We start from the raw sequence: 19,435 nt of genomic DNA, 5'->3' as shown, positions 1-19,435 counted from the left end.
ACATAAATGATTATATTAAATCTTCTTTATGAAGTCAACTTCCAATTTTTACGCTAATGTAGAAACGTCTACGCGTACGCCAGGTCCCATTGTAGAAGCAACTGTTACGTTCTTCATGTAAGTACCTTTTGCAGCAGATGGCTTAACTTTTAATAAAGTGTCAGCGATTGTTTTGAAGTTTTCTACTAATTTAGCATCTTCGAAAGATACTTTACCGATTGGAACATGGATGTTACCAGCTTTATCAACGCGGTATTCAACTTTACCAGCTTTGATTTCGTTAACAGCTTTAGTTACATCGAAAGTAACTGTTCCAGTTTTAGGGTTTGGCATTAAACCTTTAGGTCCTAATACGCGACCAAGTTTACCAACTTCACCCATCATGTCAGGAGTTGCTACTACTACATCGAAATCGAACCAACCTTGTTGGATTTTACCGATGTAATCAGTATCGCCTACGAAGTCAGCGCCAGCAGCTTCAGCTTCTTTAGCTTTTTCACCTTTAGCGAACACTAATACACGTTGTACTTTACCAGTACCGTGTGGAAGAACAACTGCACCACGGATTTGTTGGTCAGCTTTCTTAGGGTCAACACCTAAACGGAATGCAGCTTCTACAGTTGCATCAAATTTAGCTGTGTTTGTTTTCTTTACTAATTCTACTGCTTCTGTTGCAGAGTAAGCAGATGCACGATCAACAAGCTTTGCAGCTTCTACGTACTTTTTACCTCTTTTAGCCATTTTTATTTCCTCCTCGAATGTGGTTTTAGCGGAATAACCTCCCACGTTTACGCCTGTTTTCAGGTATAACCTGAGGATGAGCGCCATCCATTTATTTAAAAACAATAATCATTTACGATAATAAAGGTTGCGAATTGGAATTCCAGACCCGCAACCTTTTTTAAAAACAAATCGAATTAGTCTTCGATAACGATGCCCATACTGCGTGCAGTACCTTCAACCATACGCATTGCAGCTTCTACGCTAGCAGCGTTTAGGTCAGGCATTTTAGTTTCAGCGATTTCGCGTACTTTATCACGCTTAACAGTTGCCACTTTATTACGGTTTGGTTCACCAGAACCAGACTCAATACCAGCTACTTTCTTAAGAAGAACAGCAGCAGGAGGAGTTTTAGTAATGAAAGTGAATGAACGGTCCTCAAATACCGTAATTTCAACAGGGATGATAAGACCAGCTTGATCTGCTGTACGAGCGTTAAACTCTTTACAGAAGCCCATGATGTTAACACCTGCTTGTCCTAATGCTGGACCAACTGGTGGAGCTGGGTTAGCTTTACCTGCAGGAATTTGAAGCTTTACCATTTTAATTACCTTTTTAGCCACGAGACACACCTCCTTAAGTCCGTGATGTGGTCAATTGGACAGTGATTTGCCCTCCCACGTCATATTTTATCTGTAAGGATAAAATCTTTCAAAAAACGTCTCCGATAACGAAGACGTACTGACTTAAAAGATATTATCACTTTTTACAATTCATTTCAAGTTTCATTTTATAATTTTTCAATTTGATGGAAGTCAAGTTCAACTGGAGTCTCGCGACCAAACATGTCCACAAGTACGCTAACCTTTTTCTTCTCCACATCAATTTCTTCAATAGCACCTGTATAATCTGCGAATGGCCCCTCATTTACACGTACTGTCTCATGAAGTTCAAAGTCGAAATCAACCACTTCGTTGTCCATTCCCATATGTTTCATAATGGTAACAACTTCCTCTTCTAATAGAGGTGATGGTTTAGATCCAGAACCAGAAGAACCAACGAACCCAGTTACACCCGGCGTGTTACGTACAACATACCAAGAATCATCAGTCATGATTAATTCTACTAATACATAACCTGGGAACACTTTTCTTTTCATTAATTTTTCTTTTCCGTTTTTCATTTCTACTTCTACTTCTTCCGGGACAACAACACGGAAAATTTTATCTTGCATACCCATTGATTCTACACGCTTCTCTAGGTTTGCTTTTACTTTATTTTCATATCCAGAATAAGTATGGACAACATACCAACTTTTTTCCATTCATTTAGGACGAGCGTCCTTCCCTCCCTGACGTACATTTTTTTGCGCAAATGAAAAAACCCGTTCACCGGGCTTTTACACAGTTCTTATAAATAACATTATATCATGGATAAGTGCTTCTTATTCAAGAATTAACCAAGAATTAACCGAATTAAAGAAGAAATGCCCATATCAACTACTGCGAAGAAAATCGCAAAGAACACAACTGTAGCAACAACAGTCGCTGTTGAGCGGAGTAATTCATCTTTTTTAGGCCAACTTACTTTTTTCATTTCGCGACCTACATCGCCGAAAAAGTTCGTTAAACGCATCTGCGGGACCTCCAGTGTATTATTTCAATTATTTATTTTGTTTCCTTGTGAACTGTATGCTGATTGCATGTTTTACAAAACTTTTTTATTTCAAGTCGCTCTATTGAGCTCGTATCTTTCATAGTAGAGTAGTTTCGATTTTTACACTCTTCACATGAGAGTACAACTTTTTTCCTCATTAGTTACACCAACCTTGTAACATTATGTCCCTAAAAATGTATCATACAATAAAAGACAATGTCAATGACATGCATTTTGTACTGTCTACAAAAGAAAACAGGTGATTTATTTTACACCTGTTGCACTTGTTATTTGTTATGAATTTAAAGTTGTACTTTCTCGCATTTCCATATATCGTTCCAATTTCCTCTTCACCCGCTGTAAAGCGTTATCAATAGATTTCACATGTCTGTTTAACTGTTCTGAAATCTCTTGATAAGAACGCCCATCTAGATATAAAGAAAGTACTTTTCTTTCTAAATCGCTTAATAATTCTGATATTTTTGATTCTATGTCTGTATATTCTTCTTGGCTAATAATCATCTCTTCAGGATCAGTTACCTTCGCTTCAGAAATAACATCCAATAATGTTCGATCAGATTCCTCATCGTAAATCGGCTTATCTAAAGACACATACGAATTTAAGGGAATATGTTTTTGCCTTGTTGCCGTTTTAATAGCGGTAATAATTTGTCGAGTGATACACAGTTCAGCAAATGCTTTGAATGAAGACAGCTTGTCCTCTTTATAATCACGAATTGCTTTAAACAATCCTATCATACCTTCTTGAACAATATCTTCTCGATCGGCACCCACTAAAAAGTAAGATCTTGATTTCGCGCGAACAAAGTTCTTATATTTGTGAATTAAATATTCTAGAGCGTCAGTATTACCTTTTCGAACTAACTCAACGATTGCCTCATCCTCTAAATCACGAAATGTAACGTCGCCTACACTTACGAAGCCTGCTTCCACCTTGATCCCTCCGACCGCTATTTATTTAGCAATATTATACAGTAAAAAGACAAAGAGCGTCAATGCTTCAACGCTCTCCTCTTCTTAATTTTTCTAATTTTTCTGTAATATCTTTACTAAATATCTTTCGCATGGCGGGTTGCTGTTCTTTCGTGTCTTTTGTACGCCTTCTTACTTGTTGCTCCATTGCCTGTACTTCCAACTCTAATTCACGCGCAGATTTCCGAAGGGCACCTTGCGCAAATATAACCCATTGTTCCGTGTAATCAGAAGTCGCAACATATATTCGTGTATTTATATTTCTAAGCTCTATCGCAAGCTGCTCTATCTTTTCGTCTGCAGTTTGATTCTTTCGTGTGAATATTACTTCCACACGAGATTGTTTCATCTTTTTTTCAATACCATGTACTGTATAGGCATCAAAGACTATCATCACTTTTGTACCTGTATAACCTTGATAATCCGCCATCTTATCAATAAGTGCATCTCTTGATGATTGTAAATCTACATCCCGCAGTTTCTTCAAATCTCCCCAAGCTCCGATAATGTTGTAACCGTCAACGATTAAAATATCGTTCATCTTTTATTTACCAATTTCGTGACGTTTACGATATACCTCATACATTAACAAACTTGCGGCTACGGAAGCATTTAAGGATGTAACTTTACCAACCATCGGTAGAGTGATTAGGAAATCACACTTTTCACCAATAATACGACTCATACCTTTTCCTTCACTACCAATTACTAACCCAATTGGCATTTTACTATCTAAATTACGGTAATCCGTTTTCCCTTTGGCATCTGTACCAGCAATCCAAAGTCCACGTTCTTTTAATTCATCAATTGTACGGGATAAGTTCGTTACGCGCGCAACAGGAATGTATTCAATCGCTCCTGTTGATGCTTTCGCAACTGACGCTGTAAGCCCCACAGCCCTTCTCTTTGGAATAATAATTCCATGAGCTCCTGTCGCATCAGCAGTACGCATAATAGAACCTAGGTTATGCGGATCTTCAATCTCATCTAAAATTAAGAAGAATGGATCTTCATTACGTTTTTCTGCCACTTTGAATAACTCTTCTAACTCCGCATACTGATATGCAGCTACTTGAGCAATTACACCTTGATGATTACCCTCAACTAATTGATCTAACTTTTTCTTTGGTGCATGTTGTAAAATAACCTTATTTTCTTTCGCTAACGCTAGTACAATCTGTACTTGTCCTTTGGCAGCACCTTCTGCGATCCAAATTTTATTTATATCTCTCCCTGATCGTAACGCCTCAATTACAGGGTTACGTCCGATAATATATTCACTACTCATGATGATGTGCCCCCTTCCTTTTCTTCTAAAACTGCAATAGCCTTATATACAATTTCGTCTAATCTTTCACGGTTATTTAATAAATGATGATAACCAATTAGCGCTTCAAAGGCTGTACTATGTCGATATGTTTGTACATCCGTATTTTTTGGAACTGTACCTGAATTTGCATTACGTCCTCTTCTTAATACCGCCTCTTCTTCCTCTGTCAAAAACGCCGTCTCTAATAAATGATAAACAACTTTCGCCTGTGCTTTTGCTGAAACAAAGCTTGTCCCTAATCGATGTAATTGATTAGGGCGAACTTTCCCTTTTTGAAGTAGGTGATAGCGGATATATTGTTCATATACCGCATCACCCATGTATGCTAACGCTAAGCTGTTTAATTGCTTTGCATCAATCATTCTTATCCTCTTTTCCATCTTGTACCTTGAGCGGTATCTTCTAAAATAATATTACGGTCTTTTAAGTCATCGCGAATTTGATCTGATAATGCAAAATCACGATTTTTACGAGCTTCAATGCGTTTTTGAATAAGTGCATCAATTTCTTCATCAAGCAACTCTTCTTGCGCTAATTCTAACCCTAAAATATCAAATAATGTTTCAAGTTGTTTTACGTATGCTTCAATTACCACTGTAGACGTATGTTCTTCCAGTAAATATTGATTCGCATGATTTGCCACATTATATAACTCAGTGATTGCATTAGCAGTGTTGAAGTCATCATTCATCGCTTCTTCAAATGCAGTCTGGAATTTTTCCAGTTCCGCTAACCATTTCTCATTATGGTCTGTTAAATCAGTACTACTTTCCATACGGTGTTTTAAGTTACCGTAAGCCGTCTTAATTCTTTCCAGTCCGTTATTTGTGCTTTGTAATAACTCTTCACTGAAATTAATTGGATGACGGTAATGTACCGATAGCATAAAGAATCTAATTAACTGCGGATTATATTGCTTAATGATATCGTGAACTAAAATAAAGTTCCCCAATGACTTAGACATCTTCTCATTATTAATATTAATATATCCATTGTGCATCCAGTAACGTGCAAATGTTTTTCCAGTTAACGCCTCAGACTGCGCAATTTCATTCTCATGATGAGGAAATGCTAAGTCTTGACCACCAGCATGAATATCGATTGTATCTCCTAAGTATTTACGTGCCATTGCCGAGCATTCAATATGCCAGCCTGGACGACCTTTCCCCCAAGGGCTTTCCCAGAAGATTTCTCCTTCTTTAGCATCTTTCCATAAAGCAAAATCAAGAGGGTCTTGTTTCTTTTCTCCTACTTCAATACGCGCACCGTGACGTAAGTCTGCGATTGGTTGATGCGATAATTTACCGTATCCTTCGAATTCCTTCGTTCTAAAGTACACATCACCTTCTGATTCATATGCATATCCTTTATTCACAAGTTCTTGAATAAATTCAATAATAATATCCATATTTTCCGTTACACGCGGATGAACTGTTGCGTGTTTGCAACCTAGTGCCGTTACATCCTCAAAGTACGCTTCAACGAAACGGTCAGCAATTGTCGGCACATCTTCACCTAATTCATTTGCTGCTTTAATTAATTTATCATCTACGTCAGTAAAGTTGGACACATACTGCACATCATACCCTTTATATTCTAAATAACGGCGTACCGTATCAAATACCATAGGTGGTCTTGCATTCCCAATGTGAATATAGTTATAAACTGTAGGTCCACACACATACATCTTTACCTTATTTTCTTCTAATGGAGTAAACTCTTCCTTTTGACGTGTTAACGTATTATAAATGTGAATAGTCATTTTTATCCTTCCTTTCTACCTTTACTTCAAGTTGTTTTTTCAATTTATCAAGTTCTACTTCCATGACCTTTAACTTATCAAAAATTGGGTCTGGAAGGTCAGAATGATTTAATTCTTGACCGATTTTTACTCCATTTTGAATAACGACTCGGCCAGGTATACCTACAACTGTAGAATGTGCAGGGACTTCTTTTAATACGACAGAACCTGCTCCAATTTTAGAATTCTCTCCAACTGTAATAGAACCTAGTACTTTAGCACCTGTTGCAATTAATACATTATCCTGAATTGTAGGGTGCCTCTTTCCCTTTTCTTTACCCGTACCACCTAATGTAACCCCTTGATAGATCGTTACATTATCACCAATTTCGCACGTTTCTCCAATTACAACCCCCATTCCATGGTCTATGAAAAAACGACGACCAATTGTTGCTCCTGGATGAATCTCAATGCCAGTAAAGAAACGACTAACTTGTGAGATCGAACGTGCAATAAAGAAGAAATTTTTTTTATAAAAAGCATGTGCAATTCGATGGGCCCAAACTGCATGTAATCCAGAGTAAGTCAAAATGACTTCGAAATAACTTCTTGCCGCTGGATCCTGTTCAAAAACGACTTCAATATCTTCCCGAAGCCTCTTAAACATCGACGTTCCCTCCCCTTTATGGGCTGCTTTTTCGAATGAACTAACTCCCTACTTATCTCCCTAAATCTTTATACACGTAGATAAAATTTATACTCATACCCAGTTTTACGGTATAAAAAAAGACGCCTCTGTCATATTGACAGAGACGCCTTATAAGCGCGGTTCCACTCTGTTTAGGCTAAAAAAGCCTCAAACTCATCTCTGATAACGGTGTACACCGCTTCTGCTTACTTTACGCCCTAAGACGTTTCGCAAAACAATTTACTGTTCAGCAGAAGACTCGAAGGGGCATTTCAAAAATCCGCTTATAAACCACTTCCAGCCTAAAGGTGGTTCTCTCTGTAAAAAGCCTGATTTTCTACTTCTCCTTCTCGTCGCTTTTCCTTATTAGGTTTTAAGTATACTTATTATATTTCTAAACCTAGAAAATGTTAACCAATTACTTTTTGAAGACGATTTAAAACTTTTTCTTTTCCAAGAAGTGCAATAGCATTCGGAAGCTCTGGACCATGTGTTTGACCAGTAGTTGCAACACGGATTGGCATAAATAAGTTTTTACCTTTATGACCTGTTTCCTTTTGAACTGCTTTAATAGCCGCCTTAATTGCTGCTGGTTCCATCGCTTCTAGTGCTTCTACTTGACCAGCAAATGCACGAAGTACTTCTGGTACTTGTTCACCTTTTAATACTTCTTGTCCTTCTTCTTCATAATCAACATGATCTTTGAAGAACATTTCAGAAAGCTCTACAATTTCAGCTCCAAAACTCATTTGTTCATGGTATAAAGCAATTACACCACGGATCCAATCTTGGTCTTGTTCACTTAAAGTTTCTCCCACACGTCCAGCTTTCACTAAATGCGGTAAACTTAACTCTACAACCGTATCTAAATCTTGCTTTTTCATATACTGGTTGTTCATCCATTTTAGTTTTTGAGAATCAAATAATGCAGGTGATTTTGATAAACGAGCTGCATCAAACATTTTGATAAACTCATCTTTAGAGAAGATTTCTTCTTCACCTACTGGTGACCAACCTAATAGCGCAATAAAGTTAAAGATTGCTTCTGGAAGATATCCAAGCTCTTTATATTGCTCAATAAATTGAATAATAGATTCATCACGCTTGCTTAATTTTTTACGACTTTCATTTACAATTAAAGTCATATGACCGAATTGTGGGATATCCCAACCGAAAGCTTCATAAATCATCATTTGTTTTGGCGTGTTTGAAATATGATCATCACCACGAAGTACATGTGTAATTTCCATTAAGTGATCATCTACTGCTACCGCAAAGTTATAAGTTGGGATTCCATCTTTTTTCACGATAACAAAATCACCAAAATCATTTGAATGGAATGCAACTTCGTCTTTTACGATGTCTTTGAATGTGTAATCACGATTAGCTGGTACACGGAAACGAATACTCGGAATACGTCCCTCAGCTTCAAATTCTTTCATTTGTTCTTCAGTTAAATCACGGTGGTTACCTGCATAACGAGGTGTTTCACCACGAGAAATTTGTCCTTCACGCTCTGCTTCTAGCTCTTCTTCTGTCATATAACATTTGTAAGCTAAACCACGCTCTAATAAATCTAGATATAATTTTTTATAAATATCTAAACGCTCTGTTTGACGATATGGTCCAAATTCACCGCCAACATCAACACCTTCATCCCAGTCCATACCGAGCCATTTTAAGTATTTTAATTGGCTTTCTTCTCCACCAGCCACGTTACGTTTTACATCAGTATCTTCAATACGAATAATAAACTTGCCATCTAAATGACGAGCAAATAAATAATTAAATAATGCCGTACGCGCATTTCCGATATGTAAGTGTCCTGTTGGACTTGGCGCATAGCGCACTCTCACTTGCTTTTCCATAATTGGTACACCTTCCATTCTTAATGTCTACACATTCTATAATTGTACAACAAAAAAATGTGATTATCCATCTTACGAATTAAAAACCATTATTTTTTCTGTAATAATACCACTGCTTGAGAAGCAATTCCTTCTTCCCTACCTGTAAATCCTAATTTTTCTGTTGTAGTTGCCTTTACATTAATGTTATCTATAGACGTTTCTAACAGTTCACTAATACGTTTACGCATACTTTCAATATGCGGTGCCATTTTTGGCTTTTGAGCAATAATTGTACAATCTAAATTCCCTAACTCGTAACCTTGTTCACGCACAAATTCCCAAACTTTTTGCAACAATACAGCTGAATCTGCATCTTTAAAAGCTGGGTCTGTATCAGGAAAATGCTTTCCGATATCTCCTGCTGCAATGGCACCTAAACATGCATCAGCAATCGTATGTAACAATACATCTGCATCTGAATGGCCGATTAATCCTTTCTCGTGTGGAATTGTAATTCCGCCAATAATTAACGGTCTACCTTCTGCAAATTCATGCACGTCAAAACCTTGTCCAATTCGAAACATTCTTTACATCCTCCTTGAGCTAAACCACTGAGCTTTATGACTCTATATTATATCGATATCCTTACAAAGAAAAGCCCGGCCATTGCCGAGCTTTCCTTTGTTATACACCATCACGGCTATTTTTTCAGAACATGAAGGAAACTTTCAGCAATTAGTAAATCCTCTGGAGTCGTCACTTTAATATTATAGTAACTCCCTTCTACTACACCTACTTGCTTTCCAATACGTTCCACGAGACTTGCATCATCTGTACCAAGAAAACAGCTCTGTTTTGCACTTCTATGAGCTTCTAGCAAAAGAGAAACAGAGAACCCTTGCGGTGTTTGTACAGCCTTAAGCTGAGATCGTTCTACCGTTTCGACAACAACACCTTGCTCTACCTTCTTAACTGTATCCTTTACTGGCACTGCACAAATGGAAGCTCCATATTTTTCTGCTGCTGTTAATACATCTTGAATCACTTTATTCGTTACGAATGGGCGCGCTCCGTCATGTACAAGAACGTATTCAACACCACTCGCATGCTGAATCGCGTTATATACACTATCTTGTCTTTCGGCTCCACCCTGAATAAATTGTACCTGTTTTTCAATCGGATACTTCTGCATTAATTCTTCAAAATACGGGCGTTCCTCTTCGTTAATTGCCATAACAATACTTTTGCACGCTTTATCTCTTTCAAAAGCACGTAATGTATGAACGATAATCGGTACTTCATTTATAAGTAAGAACAACTTATTTTTGCCAGCACCCATCCGCTTTCCTTGGCCGGCTGCCGGAATAATTAATGTATACATATTAATAATCCTCTACCTATAATGCTTTTTCTAATAATTTACGTTTTGCGAAAATCATACGACCAGCTGATGTTTGTAATACGCTAGTAACCAGTACATTAAGTTGCGAACCTACATACTCTCTACCATCTTCTACTACAATCATCGTACCATCATCTAAGTACGCAACACCTTGGTTTTGCTCTTTACCATCTTTCACAACATAAACATTTAATTCTTCGCCAGGGAGTACAACTGGTTTAATTGCATTAGCTAAATCATTAATGTTTAACACTGTTACTCCTTGTAATTCAGAAACTTTATTTAAGTTAAAATCATTCGTTACTACAGTTCCACCGGTGATTTTTGCTAACTTTACAAGTTTGCTATCCACCTCTTGGATATCCTCGAAATCGCCTTCATAAATTTCTACCGGAATCGGCATCTCTTTTTGAATACGATTTAAAATGTCTAGTCCTCTGCGACCACGATTACGCTTTAAAGCATCGGAAGAATCGGCAATATGCTGAAGCTCTTCTAATACGAATTGTGGAATCACAATTGTTCCTTCCAAAAACTTCGTTTGGCAAATGTCAGCAATACGTCCATCGATAATTACACTCGTATCGAGAATTTTCCAATGAGTCGTAGATTTTTCTGCTTCTGCCTCTTCGTTCTCGTTATTATTTTTCTTCTTACCTCCGCGTTGGGGTAATGTAAATAATCCTAGCAATTCATTCCTCTTTTTAAATCCTACTTGGAATCCTAAATATCCAAGTAAAAGAGTGAAGAACACTTGCAATACCGTACTAATAACCGGAATTGTAAATTCACGAATCGGTATTAAAATTAAATATGCAACAATAAGACCAGAGATTAATCCTAATGTACCAAATAAAACATCTGCTACAGGCGCCTTTACAAGAGCCTCTTCAATATGCTTAATAAGTTGAACAATATAATCTACAAGCCAAAATGTTGTTAAAAATAAAATAATTGCACCAATAATCGCACGAACATACGATCCTTCCAATAAAGGAACAGCACCGATGTCTAATACATTAATAACTTTTGGGATTAAGTAAATCCCTAACGCTCCCCCGATCACTAGAAAGAAGAGCTGTACGATCCGTTTTAACATCCAACCACCTCCTACTCATTATTAACCATTGTTTCGCTAATCAAAACGCCGAATGCAAAAGCGGACGTGTTTTTTTATAAATAGTTTTATTTACCAATATATCATATCATATACCAAAAATGTTCTAGTGTCGTTATATTATGGAATCAATGTAATATTCTTAATTGTGTCTACTCATATATAGATGCTCTTGAATTCTTTTTAGGCCTTCTCGTATTTTCTTCGCCCTTACTTCCCCAATTCCTTCCACATCATCCAATTCATGAATAGTCGCGCGACAAACTCCTTGCAACGTTTTGAATCGATTAATTAAATTTTCAATGATAAGTGGCGGAACACGAGAGATTTTGCTTGTAATTCGATATCCCCTTGGCGTCACACTTTCTTCTAAACTGGTTTGCCCTGGGTAACCAAGTAATTTAACTAAATCACTATCCTCTAAAAGTTGTGTATTTGCAAGGTCCTGTAACTTTTTCAAAATTTGATGATGGTCTTGTGTTTTCTCCTGATGGTAATCTTTAATTAACAATGCTGCCTCTGCTTCTAAATCAGCTAGTAATTCTGTAAGCTGTAAACGAATTAACCTACCTTCTGTTCCTAACTCATGAATATAGCTCAATATTTCATTTTTAATACGCAGTACCATTTCAACACTATGTAAAACGTGAACTACCTCAGACATTGTAACGACCTCTTCAAATTCTAGAATGCCCAAATTCGTAATACCATCATTCCATACAGCCTTATATTTTTCTAACGTTTGAATAGCTTGGTTTGCCTTTGTTAAAATAACCCCTATATCTTTTAGTGTATAACGTAAGTTCCCTTGATATAGCGTAATTACGTTACGTCTTTGTGAAATGGCCACAACAAGGCTGCCCGTCTGCTTCGCTACACGTTCTGCTGTTCGGTGACGCATACCGGTTTCAATAGAATCAATAGATGCCTCTGGAACTAACTGTGCATTCGCTATTAAAATTTTACTTCCCGTTTCATTTAAAATAAGTGCCCCGTCCATTTTTGCTAATTCATATAAACTAGCAGGAGAGAATGCACAATTAATGTGAAAACCACCATCCACAATACTTTTAATCTGCTCATTATATCCAAGAACAATTAGCCCCCCTGTTTGTGCGCGAAGTACATTATCTATCCCTTCACGCAGTGGTGTTCCTGGGGCCACGAGCTGTAAAATATTAATCATACTTTTGACACGTTGCTTATTTTCTTCCATAGCCTAGCCTCCTAATGTCAAACGAAGCGCTTCTCCTAAATTAGAAACACCTACAACCTCAATCCCATCCGGAATTGTCCATCCTCCTAAGTTTTTTCTAGGAATAATAACACGTTGAAATCCTAATTTAGCCGCTTCTTGTACACGTTGTTCGATTCTTGATACTCTTCTTATTTCTCCAGTTAATCCTACTTCTCCTATTACTGCATCAGTTGGTGCCGTAGATTTATCCCTAAAACTTGAGGCTATACTTAAAGCCACTGCTAAATCAATTGCCGGTTCGTCTAATTTCAAACCACCAGCTACTTTTAAATATGCATCTTGATTTTGCAATAGTAAACCTGTTCTTTTTTCTAATACTGCCATAATAAGCGAAACACGGTTATGATCAATTCCCGTCGCCATTCTTCGAGGATTTCCAAAACTAGTAGGGGAGATTAATGCTTGTATTTCTACTAAAACCGGTCTTGTTCCTTCCATTGAAGCAACTACTGTTGATCCTGCAACACCAACCGGCCTTTCCTCAAGGAAGATTTCAGAAGGATTTAAAACTTCCGCAAGACCAAGCTCTTTCATTTCAAAGATACCCATTTCATTCGTGGAACCAAAACGGTTCTTCACAGCCCGTAAAATACGATACGTATGGTGTCGATCTCCTTCAAAATAAAGAACTGCATCGACCATATGTTCTAACATACGAGGTCCTGCAATTGCTCCTTCTTTTGTCACATGCCCGACAATGAAAATAGGGATTCCTTTTGTTTTTGCAAGTTTCATTAATTCCGCTGTACATTCACGTACTTGTGCCACACTTCCTGGTGCTGACGTCACTTCAGGTAAATGTATCGTTTGAATAGAATCAATAACAACAAAAGCTGGATTCATCTCTTCAATATGTGCTGCAATACGCTGCAGGTCTGTCTCTGCTACAACAAATAGATTGCTACCCTTTACATGCAAACGATCTGCACGAAGTTTAATCTGTTTTGCCGACTCCTCACCCGATATGTATAATACATCATATGAAGAATCTGCTAATTGTGATGAAATCTGTAATAGTAATGTTGATTTTCCAATCCCAGGGTCTCCACCAATAAGCACTAAGGACCCATCTACAATTCCACCACCAAGCACACGATTAAACTCTTGAAATTCCGTTTCAATACGTGCCTCAGACTTTGTTTCTACTTCGGTAAGACGTCTTGGTTTTGTTACTTCCGTTTGAATTGCATTCGCGTAATTAAGGCGCCTAGATGATACAACTGGCTCCATTTCTTCAACAAGTGTATTCCATTGACCACATCCAGGACATTTACCCATATATTTTGGTGACTGATAACCACATTCTTGACATATAAATTTCGTTTTCTTTTTAGCCATACCTTTTTATAGTTCACTTCACTTTCGTCTATAAACGTTTATCCTTCTCGTACAAGAAAGAGGGCTATCGCGTAGCCCTCTTTGTTTGTCTATACTTATTTTACCTTTTCCGCACTATGAATGACAAATGATTCTCCTTCTACATCAAAGATAACTTTTTGTCCTTTCTCAATAGCACCTTTTAAAAGTTCTTCTGATAGTCTATCTTCTACATGTTTCTGAATTGCTCTGCGAAGTGGACGAGCGCCATACTCACGATCAAATCCTTTATCTGCAATAGCTGAAATTGCCCCTTCCGTTAAGTGCAATTCGATTTCTTGTTCTTTTAAGCGATTAACTAACTGATTTACCATAAGAGTTACAATCTCTTGAATATGTTTTTTCTCAAGCATATGGAATACGATAATTTCATCAATACGGTTTAAGAATTCTGGACGAAATGCCTTTTTCAGCTCATCCATTACTTTACCTTTCATATCCGAATAATCACGGCTTTCATCTTGTACATTAAATCCAAGATGTTTGTTACGTTTTAACGCCTCGGCACCAACGTTAGACGTCATAATAACAATCGTATTACGGAAATCAACTGTACGTCCTTTAGAATCTGTTAAACGACCATCTTCTAATACTTGTAGTAAAATATTAAACACATCCGGATGAGCTTTCTCTACCTCATCTAATAAGACAACTGAATATGGCTTGCGACGAACTTTCTCTGTTAATTGTCCACCTTCTTCATATCCAACATATCCTGGAGGAGAACCAACTAAACGGGAAGTAGAATGCTTCTCCATGTATTCTGACATATCGATGCGAATCATTGCATCTTCATCACCGAACATAGATTCTGCTAGTGCTCTTGCAAGTTCTGTTTTACCTACACCTGTTGGCCCTAAGAAAATAAATGAACCAATTGGGCGCTTCGGATCTTTTAATCCTGCTCTTGCACGACGAACAGCTTTTGCTACAGCTACTACTGCTTCATCTTGACCAATCAAACGATCATGGAGAATGGATTCTAAATTTAATAATTTATCAGTCTCTGTTTGTGCAAGTTTAGAAACTGGGATACGCGTCCATGTAGAAACGACATTTGCAATATCTTCTACCGTAACCTCTGAATTTTCTTTTCCTTGTTGCTCTTTCCATTGACGTTTTGTATCTTCTAACTTCTCACGTAAGCGTTGCTCCATATCACGTAAGGATGCAGCCTTTTCAAATTCTTGACTTTGTACAGCTGCATCTTTTTCTTTTCGAATCTCCTCAAGCTTCACTTCAAGCTCTTTTAAGTTTGGTGGTGTTGTATAAGAACGTAAGCGAACTTTTGAAGCAGCTTCATCAATTAAATCAATTGCTTTATCTGGTAAAAAGCGATCTGTAATATAACGATCTGAAAGTTTTACAGCTGCATCAATAGCGTCATCTGTAATAGATACACGGTGATGCGCCTCATAACGATCACGTAAACCTTTCAAGATTTGAATCGATTCTTCTAAACTTGGCTCATCAACATGAATTGGTTGAAAACGTCTTTCTAAAGCCGCGTCTTTTTCAATATATTTACGATACTCATCTAAAGTTGTTGCCCCAATACATTGTAACTCTCCTCGTGCTAAAGATGGTTTTAAAATATTCGATGCATCGATTGCACCTTCTGCTCCACCTGCACCAATTAATGTATGAAGCTCATCAATAAATAGAATAATATTGCCTGCTTGGCGAATTTCATCCATCACTTTCTTTAAACGATCTTCAAATTCACCGCGATATTTCGTTCCAGCTACCACTGTACCCATATCTAGTGTCATAACACGCTTATCTCTTAAAGTTTCAGGAACTTCATTATTTACAATTTGCTGTGCTAATCCTTCTGCAATTGCCGTTTTACCTACACCAGGCTCACCAATTAATACTGGGTTGTTTTTCGTTCTACGGCTTAATACCTCAATTACACGTTGAATTTCTTTACCACGTCCAATAACAGGGTCTAAGCGATTTTCACGCGCAACAACTGTTAAGTCCCTTGCTAAACTATCAAGTGTCGGTGTATTTACATTTGATGCTGAACCACCTTGATGACCTGAACTAGCTTCATTACTTCCAAGAAGTTGTAAGACTTGTTGTCTTGCTTTATTTAGACTTACACCTAAATTATTTAAAACACGTGCGGCTACACCTTCACCTTCACGGATTAAACCGAGTAAAATGTGTTCTGTTCCAACGTAAGAATGGCCTAGCTTACGCGCTTCATCCATAGATAATTCAATAACCTTTTTAGCACGAGGTGTATAATGTACAGTTTGAGAAGCTTCTGTTCCACGCCCAATTAACGCCTCTACTTCTTTTTGAACTTTCTCTGGACTTAATCCAAGAGCAATTAATGCTTTTGCTGCAATTCCTTCACCTTCGCGTACAAGCCCAAGTAAAATATGTTCTGTTCCAATATTATTATGCCCAATACGAATTGCTTCCTCTTGAGATAAAGCTAATACTTTCTGTGCTCTTTCTGTAAATCTTCCAAACATCATAGAAATCGCCTCCTACTTGCGCTTAGTTTTTTTCAATACGTAATCGCTCACGGATTAAGGTTGCTCTTCGATAATCTCTTTCTTCTGGCCCTAAAGGTCCACCTGCGTATTGTTGTAAAATACCTGGTTGCGTAAGAACCATTAGCTCAGTCAAAATATTTCTCGATATACCTTTTATATATCCTAGATCAATACCAAGTCGTACATCCGATAAGCAATTGGCTGCTTCTGCAGATTGAATTAAACGACTGTTTGCTAGTATGCCGTAAGAACGATAAACCTTATCTTCAAGTTCAATACTTGAATTTTGTACAATTAATTCTCTAGCTATTTTTTCTTGCTGTATAATTTGTTGAATGACACTCTTTAAATCTGCAATAATATCTTCTTCAGACTTTCCTAGCGTCATTTGATTTGAAACTTGAAATATATTACCTAACGCTTCGCTACCTTCACCGTATATTCCTCTTACTACTAACCCTAATTTTTGAATTACTTGTATAATACGGCTAATTCTTTTTGTTAAAACCAGTCCCGGTAAATGAATCATCACAGAAGCTCTTAACCCTGTGCCAACATTAGTAGGACAACTTGTAATATATCCAAGTGACTCATCAAAAGCGTATTCAACTTCTTTCTCAATCCAATTATCTATTTGATTGGCGCTTTGAAGCGCCTCTGATAACTGTAATCCTGAAAATAGGCACTGAATCCGAATATGGTCTTCTTCATTAAGCATAACACTAATATGTTCACTTTCTGATAGTAGACATGCTCCATATTCTGTCCCTGCAAGATTTGGACTAATTAAATGCTTTTCGACTAAAACTCTCCTTTGAAGAGGGGTTAATTCATTCATCTTTAATAGTCCAAACTCCCCAAAGGACCCTACTGCTTTATTTATAAATTTCTTTTTGAATAATTCATGAATCTGTTTAGCTTCTTCTTCGTTTTGCATAGTGGAAAATTGATATTGTTTAAAATTACGAGCCAAACGAATTCGACTACTTAAAACAATATCAGAATCAGGGCCATCCCCCTTCATCCATGGACTAATTGCTTCGTTCATAATTTTGTCCAGTGACATAGAATTATTCCCCCTCCCTATGCTCACTAAGCTGTATTTCAAGACCTCGGATTTTATCCCTTACCTCTGCAGCTTTCTCAAATTCCTCTTTCTGTACGTATTGTTTCAGAATAAGTTTTAGTTCATCTAATTCTTTCTTTAAGTGGATATTTCCTTCTATACGTTCCGGAATTTTTCCACAATGTTCTGTATGCCCACCGTGAAGGCGTTTTAATAATGGCTTTAAATGCTCCTTAAATGTATCGTAACAAGAAGAACAGCCAAAACGTCCGACTTTTGTAAATTGTTCATATGTCATCTTACAATCTGGACACCTTACTATATCTGCATTTGAAAATCCATTTTTTCCTTCTTCAAACATTGTTGATTCACCGTGTAATAAACCAGCAAATAAATCATGAAATGAAAAGTTAGACTGCGATGATTGAAAGAAAGACGTATAGCCACTTTGCTCTGCACATTGCTCACAAAGATGAACTTCCGCCTTCTTCTCGTTAATTACTTTTGTATAATGTAAAGTTGCTGGTCTTATGTTACAGTTTTGACAAGTCATCACTATCCCCACCTTTACAACAGGAACGCTCTATCTCATGATACTTTTCATACATTACTAGATTGTTCGCTTTCCTGAATCCATTTAAATAAAAGTGCATGTTCTTTTTCAAAACTTCTACAATATTTAACTGCTTTATCTTAGTTATCAATCTTTTACAAAAGTTATATTTATTTATATTTCAGTGTTCTTAACATTGCGCATAATATTCGAGCCCTAAGTTCATCTCGAGAAGGAACATCCATTGATAATACAGAACGGTCTATTACACTTAACATCAGTTTCGCTTCACGATTTGTTATGATTCCCTCTTCTATTAAACGTATAATCATACTTTCTGCATTCCCTTGCGCAACGCTATGATCAATCATATGAAGCATTTGATCAATAATGTCTATATCATCATGCAGTTTGACTTTTATAATGCGAATGTAACCTCCTCCACCACGTTTACTTTCTACTACAAATCCTCTTTCTAACGTAAAACGGGTATTGATTACATAATTGATTTGAGATGGTACGCACTCGAATCGATCCGCAATCTCATTTCTCTTGATTTCAATCACATTATTATTACTTAAGTCAATAACTTGCTTTAGATATTGCTCAATGATATCAGATATATTTCTCATTTATCCGCCACCTTTATTGACTTTGACTATCTTTGACTTTAATTATATACGTATTAATAAAATTTGCAACTCTTTTGCTTATTCACTATCCTAGCCACATTCCCTTGTATTTAAACAAAATATGAATACTTTAAACACATTTTTTATTACTATGGATTATAAAATAAAACACGAAAAAACACGAGTCATTTGACTCGTGTTTTAGTTGCTTGGCGACGTCCTACTCTCACAGGGACAAGGTCCCAACTACCATCGGCGCTAGAGAGCTTAACTTCCGTGTTCGGTATGGGAACGGGTGTGACCTCTCTGCCATCATCACCAAACTATGAAGGCATATTCCTTCAAAACTAGATAACATTTGCTACATATTATATGGTTAAGTCCTCGATCTATTAGTATTCGTCAGCTCCACATGTCACCATGCTTCCACCTCGAACCTATCAACCTGATCATCTTTCAGGGATCTTACTAGCTTACGCTATGGGAAATCTCATCTTGAGGGGGGCTTCATGCTTAGATGCTTTCAGCACTTATCCCTT

The 19,435-nt window shown here is 37.2% G+C and carries 21 protein-coding genes, 2 rRNA genes and 1 other annotated feature; all 23 genes read right to left on the bottom strand.

Translation table 11 applies throughout. From position 1 onward, the window contains the following. Nucleotides 1–48 precede the first annotated feature (48 nt). A complete protein-coding gene (gene rplA / locus ATL10_RS26420) occupies nucleotides 49–741 on the bottom strand; it encodes a 50S ribosomal protein L1 (protein ID WP_002094239.1) in 693 nt (230 codons plus the stop codon). A 176-nt stretch (nucleotides 742–917) separates the two neighbouring features. Next, the gene (rplK, locus tag ATL10_RS26415) at nucleotides 918–1,343 is read right to left on the bottom strand and encodes a 50S ribosomal protein L11 (RefSeq protein ID WP_001085872.1); all 426 of its coding nucleotides are present in this window, start codon (nucleotides 1,341–1,343) and stop codon (nucleotides 918–920) included. Between the two features lie 167 nt (nucleotides 1,344–1,510). Next, nucleotides 1,511–2,044, bottom strand: coding sequence for a transcription termination/antitermination protein NusG (gene nusG / locus ATL10_RS26410; protein ID WP_000415794.1), 534 nt, complete (start codon nucleotides 2,042–2,044; stop codon nucleotides 1,511–1,513). A 131-nt stretch (nucleotides 2,045–2,175) separates the two neighbouring features. Then, nucleotides 2,176–2,355, bottom strand: a complete 180-nt coding sequence (gene secE, locus ATL10_RS26405; protein ID WP_001241323.1) for a preprotein translocase subunit SecE — start codon at nucleotides 2,353–2,355, stop codon at nucleotides 2,176–2,178. A gap of 32 nt (nucleotides 2,356–2,387) precedes the next feature. Then, nucleotides 2,388–2,534 carry a 50S ribosomal protein L33 gene (gene rpmG, locus ATL10_RS26400; protein ID WP_014481927.1) on the bottom strand — a complete coding sequence of 49 codons (147 nt, stop codon included), beginning with the start codon at nucleotides 2,532–2,534 and terminating at the stop codon, nucleotides 2,388–2,390. Between the two features lie 136 nt (nucleotides 2,535–2,670). Continuing rightward, entirely contained in the window at nucleotides 2,671–3,330 is a 660-nt protein-coding gene (locus tag ATL10_RS26395) for an RNA polymerase factor sigma-70 (protein WP_000387198.1), read from the bottom strand. 67 nt (nucleotides 3,331–3,397) lie between these two features. Beyond that, nucleotides 3,398–3,910, bottom strand: coding sequence for an NYN domain-containing protein (locus ATL10_RS26390; RefSeq protein ID WP_000997887.1), 513 nt, complete (start codon nucleotides 3,908–3,910; stop codon nucleotides 3,398–3,400). Nucleotides 3,911–3,913: 3 nt separating this feature from the next. Next, nucleotides 3,914–4,657, bottom strand: a complete 744-nt coding sequence (gene rlmB, locus ATL10_RS26385) for a 23S rRNA (guanosine(2251)-2'-O)-methyltransferase RlmB (RefSeq protein WP_110497831.1) — start codon at nucleotides 4,655–4,657, stop codon at nucleotides 3,914–3,916. Continuing rightward, a complete protein-coding gene (locus ATL10_RS26380; protein ID WP_000564261.1) occupies nucleotides 4,654–5,061 on the bottom strand; it encodes a Mini-ribonuclease 3 in 408 nt (135 codons plus the stop codon). The genes rlmB and ATL10_RS26380 overlap by 4 nt, the downstream gene beginning before the upstream one ends. A 2-nt stretch (nucleotides 5,062–5,063) precedes the next feature. Continuing rightward, nucleotides 5,064–6,461 carry a cysteine--tRNA ligase gene (gene cysS, locus ATL10_RS26375; RefSeq protein WP_000152272.1) on the bottom strand — a complete coding sequence of 466 codons (1,398 nt, stop codon included), beginning with the start codon at nucleotides 6,459–6,461 and terminating at the stop codon, nucleotides 5,064–5,066. Further along, entirely contained in the window at nucleotides 6,442–7,107 is a 666-nt protein-coding gene (cysE, locus tag ATL10_RS26370) for a serine O-acetyltransferase (RefSeq protein ID WP_090978618.1), read from the bottom strand. The genes cysS and cysE overlap by 20 nt, the downstream gene beginning before the upstream one ends. Before the next feature lie 138 nt (nucleotides 7,108–7,245). Beyond that, nucleotides 7,246–7,491, bottom strand: a binding site (T-box leader). A 47-nt stretch (nucleotides 7,492–7,538) separates the two neighbouring features. Beyond that, nucleotides 7,539–8,996, bottom strand: coding sequence for a glutamate--tRNA ligase (gene gltX, locus ATL10_RS26365; RefSeq protein ID WP_000415150.1), 1,458 nt, complete (start codon nucleotides 8,994–8,996; stop codon nucleotides 7,539–7,541). Between the two features lie 89 nt (nucleotides 8,997–9,085). Next, the gene (gene ispF / locus ATL10_RS26360) at nucleotides 9,086–9,562 is read right to left on the bottom strand and encodes a 2-C-methyl-D-erythritol 2,4-cyclodiphosphate synthase (protein ID WP_000488386.1); all 477 of its coding nucleotides are present in this window, start codon (nucleotides 9,560–9,562) and stop codon (nucleotides 9,086–9,088) included. Between the two features lie 116 nt (nucleotides 9,563–9,678). Next, nucleotides 9,679–10,359 carry a 2-C-methyl-D-erythritol 4-phosphate cytidylyltransferase gene (gene ispD / locus ATL10_RS26355; RefSeq protein WP_053565450.1) on the bottom strand — a complete coding sequence of 227 codons (681 nt, stop codon included), beginning with the start codon at nucleotides 10,357–10,359 and terminating at the stop codon, nucleotides 9,679–9,681. Nucleotides 10,360–10,375: 16 nt separating this feature from the next. Beyond that, complete coding sequence (locus ATL10_RS26350; RefSeq protein ID WP_000919679.1) at nucleotides 10,376–11,479, bottom strand: PIN/TRAM domain-containing protein; 1,104 nt, start codon at nucleotides 11,477–11,479, stop codon at nucleotides 10,376–10,378. A 160-nt stretch (nucleotides 11,480–11,639) separates the two neighbouring features. Next, nucleotides 11,640–12,713: a DNA integrity scanning diadenylate cyclase DisA gene (gene disA, locus ATL10_RS26345; RefSeq protein WP_000392164.1), complete on the bottom strand. Its 1,074-nt coding sequence runs from the start codon at nucleotides 12,711–12,713 to the stop codon at nucleotides 11,640–11,642. A 3-nt stretch (nucleotides 12,714–12,716) separates the two neighbouring features. Beyond that, a complete protein-coding gene (gene radA / locus ATL10_RS26340) occupies nucleotides 12,717–14,093 on the bottom strand; it encodes a DNA repair protein RadA (RefSeq protein ID WP_001085199.1) in 1,377 nt (458 codons plus the stop codon). Between the two features lie 95 nt (nucleotides 14,094–14,188). Beyond that, on the bottom strand, nucleotides 14,189–16,624 hold the full coding sequence (gene clpC / locus ATL10_RS26335) for an ATP-dependent protease ATP-binding subunit ClpC (RefSeq protein ID WP_110497829.1): 2,436 nt from the start codon (nucleotides 16,622–16,624) through the stop codon (nucleotides 14,189–14,191). A 22-nt stretch (nucleotides 16,625–16,646) separates the two neighbouring features. Continuing rightward, entirely contained in the window at nucleotides 16,647–17,711 is a 1,065-nt protein-coding gene (gene mcsB, locus ATL10_RS26330; protein ID WP_000050836.1) for a protein-arginine kinase McsB, read from the bottom strand. 4 nt (nucleotides 17,712–17,715) lie between these two features. Further along, the gene (gene mcsA, locus ATL10_RS26325; protein ID WP_000128385.1) at nucleotides 17,716–18,264 is read right to left on the bottom strand and encodes a protein-arginine kinase activator protein McsA; all 549 of its coding nucleotides are present in this window, start codon (nucleotides 18,262–18,264) and stop codon (nucleotides 17,716–17,718) included. A 170-nt stretch (nucleotides 18,265–18,434) separates the two neighbouring features. Continuing rightward, nucleotides 18,435–18,896, bottom strand: coding sequence for a transcriptional regulator CtsR (gene ctsR, locus ATL10_RS26320; protein WP_001244560.1), 462 nt, complete (start codon nucleotides 18,894–18,896; stop codon nucleotides 18,435–18,437). Nucleotides 18,897–19,103: 207 nt separating this feature from the next. Next, nucleotides 19,104–19,219, bottom strand: a 5S ribosomal RNA gene (rrf, locus tag ATL10_RS26315). Nucleotides 19,220–19,268: 49 nt separating this feature from the next. After that, nucleotides 19,269–19,435, bottom strand: a 23S ribosomal RNA gene (locus ATL10_RS26310); the annotation flags it as partial.

The organism is Bacillus sp. 196mf, assembly GCF_003217275.1.
Lineage (GTDB): Bacteria > Bacillota > Bacilli > Bacillales > Bacillaceae_G > Bacillus_A > Bacillus_A thuringiensis_S.
Note: the sequence above shows the minus strand (reverse complement) of the source record. Positions and strands in the feature narration are given on the sequence as shown.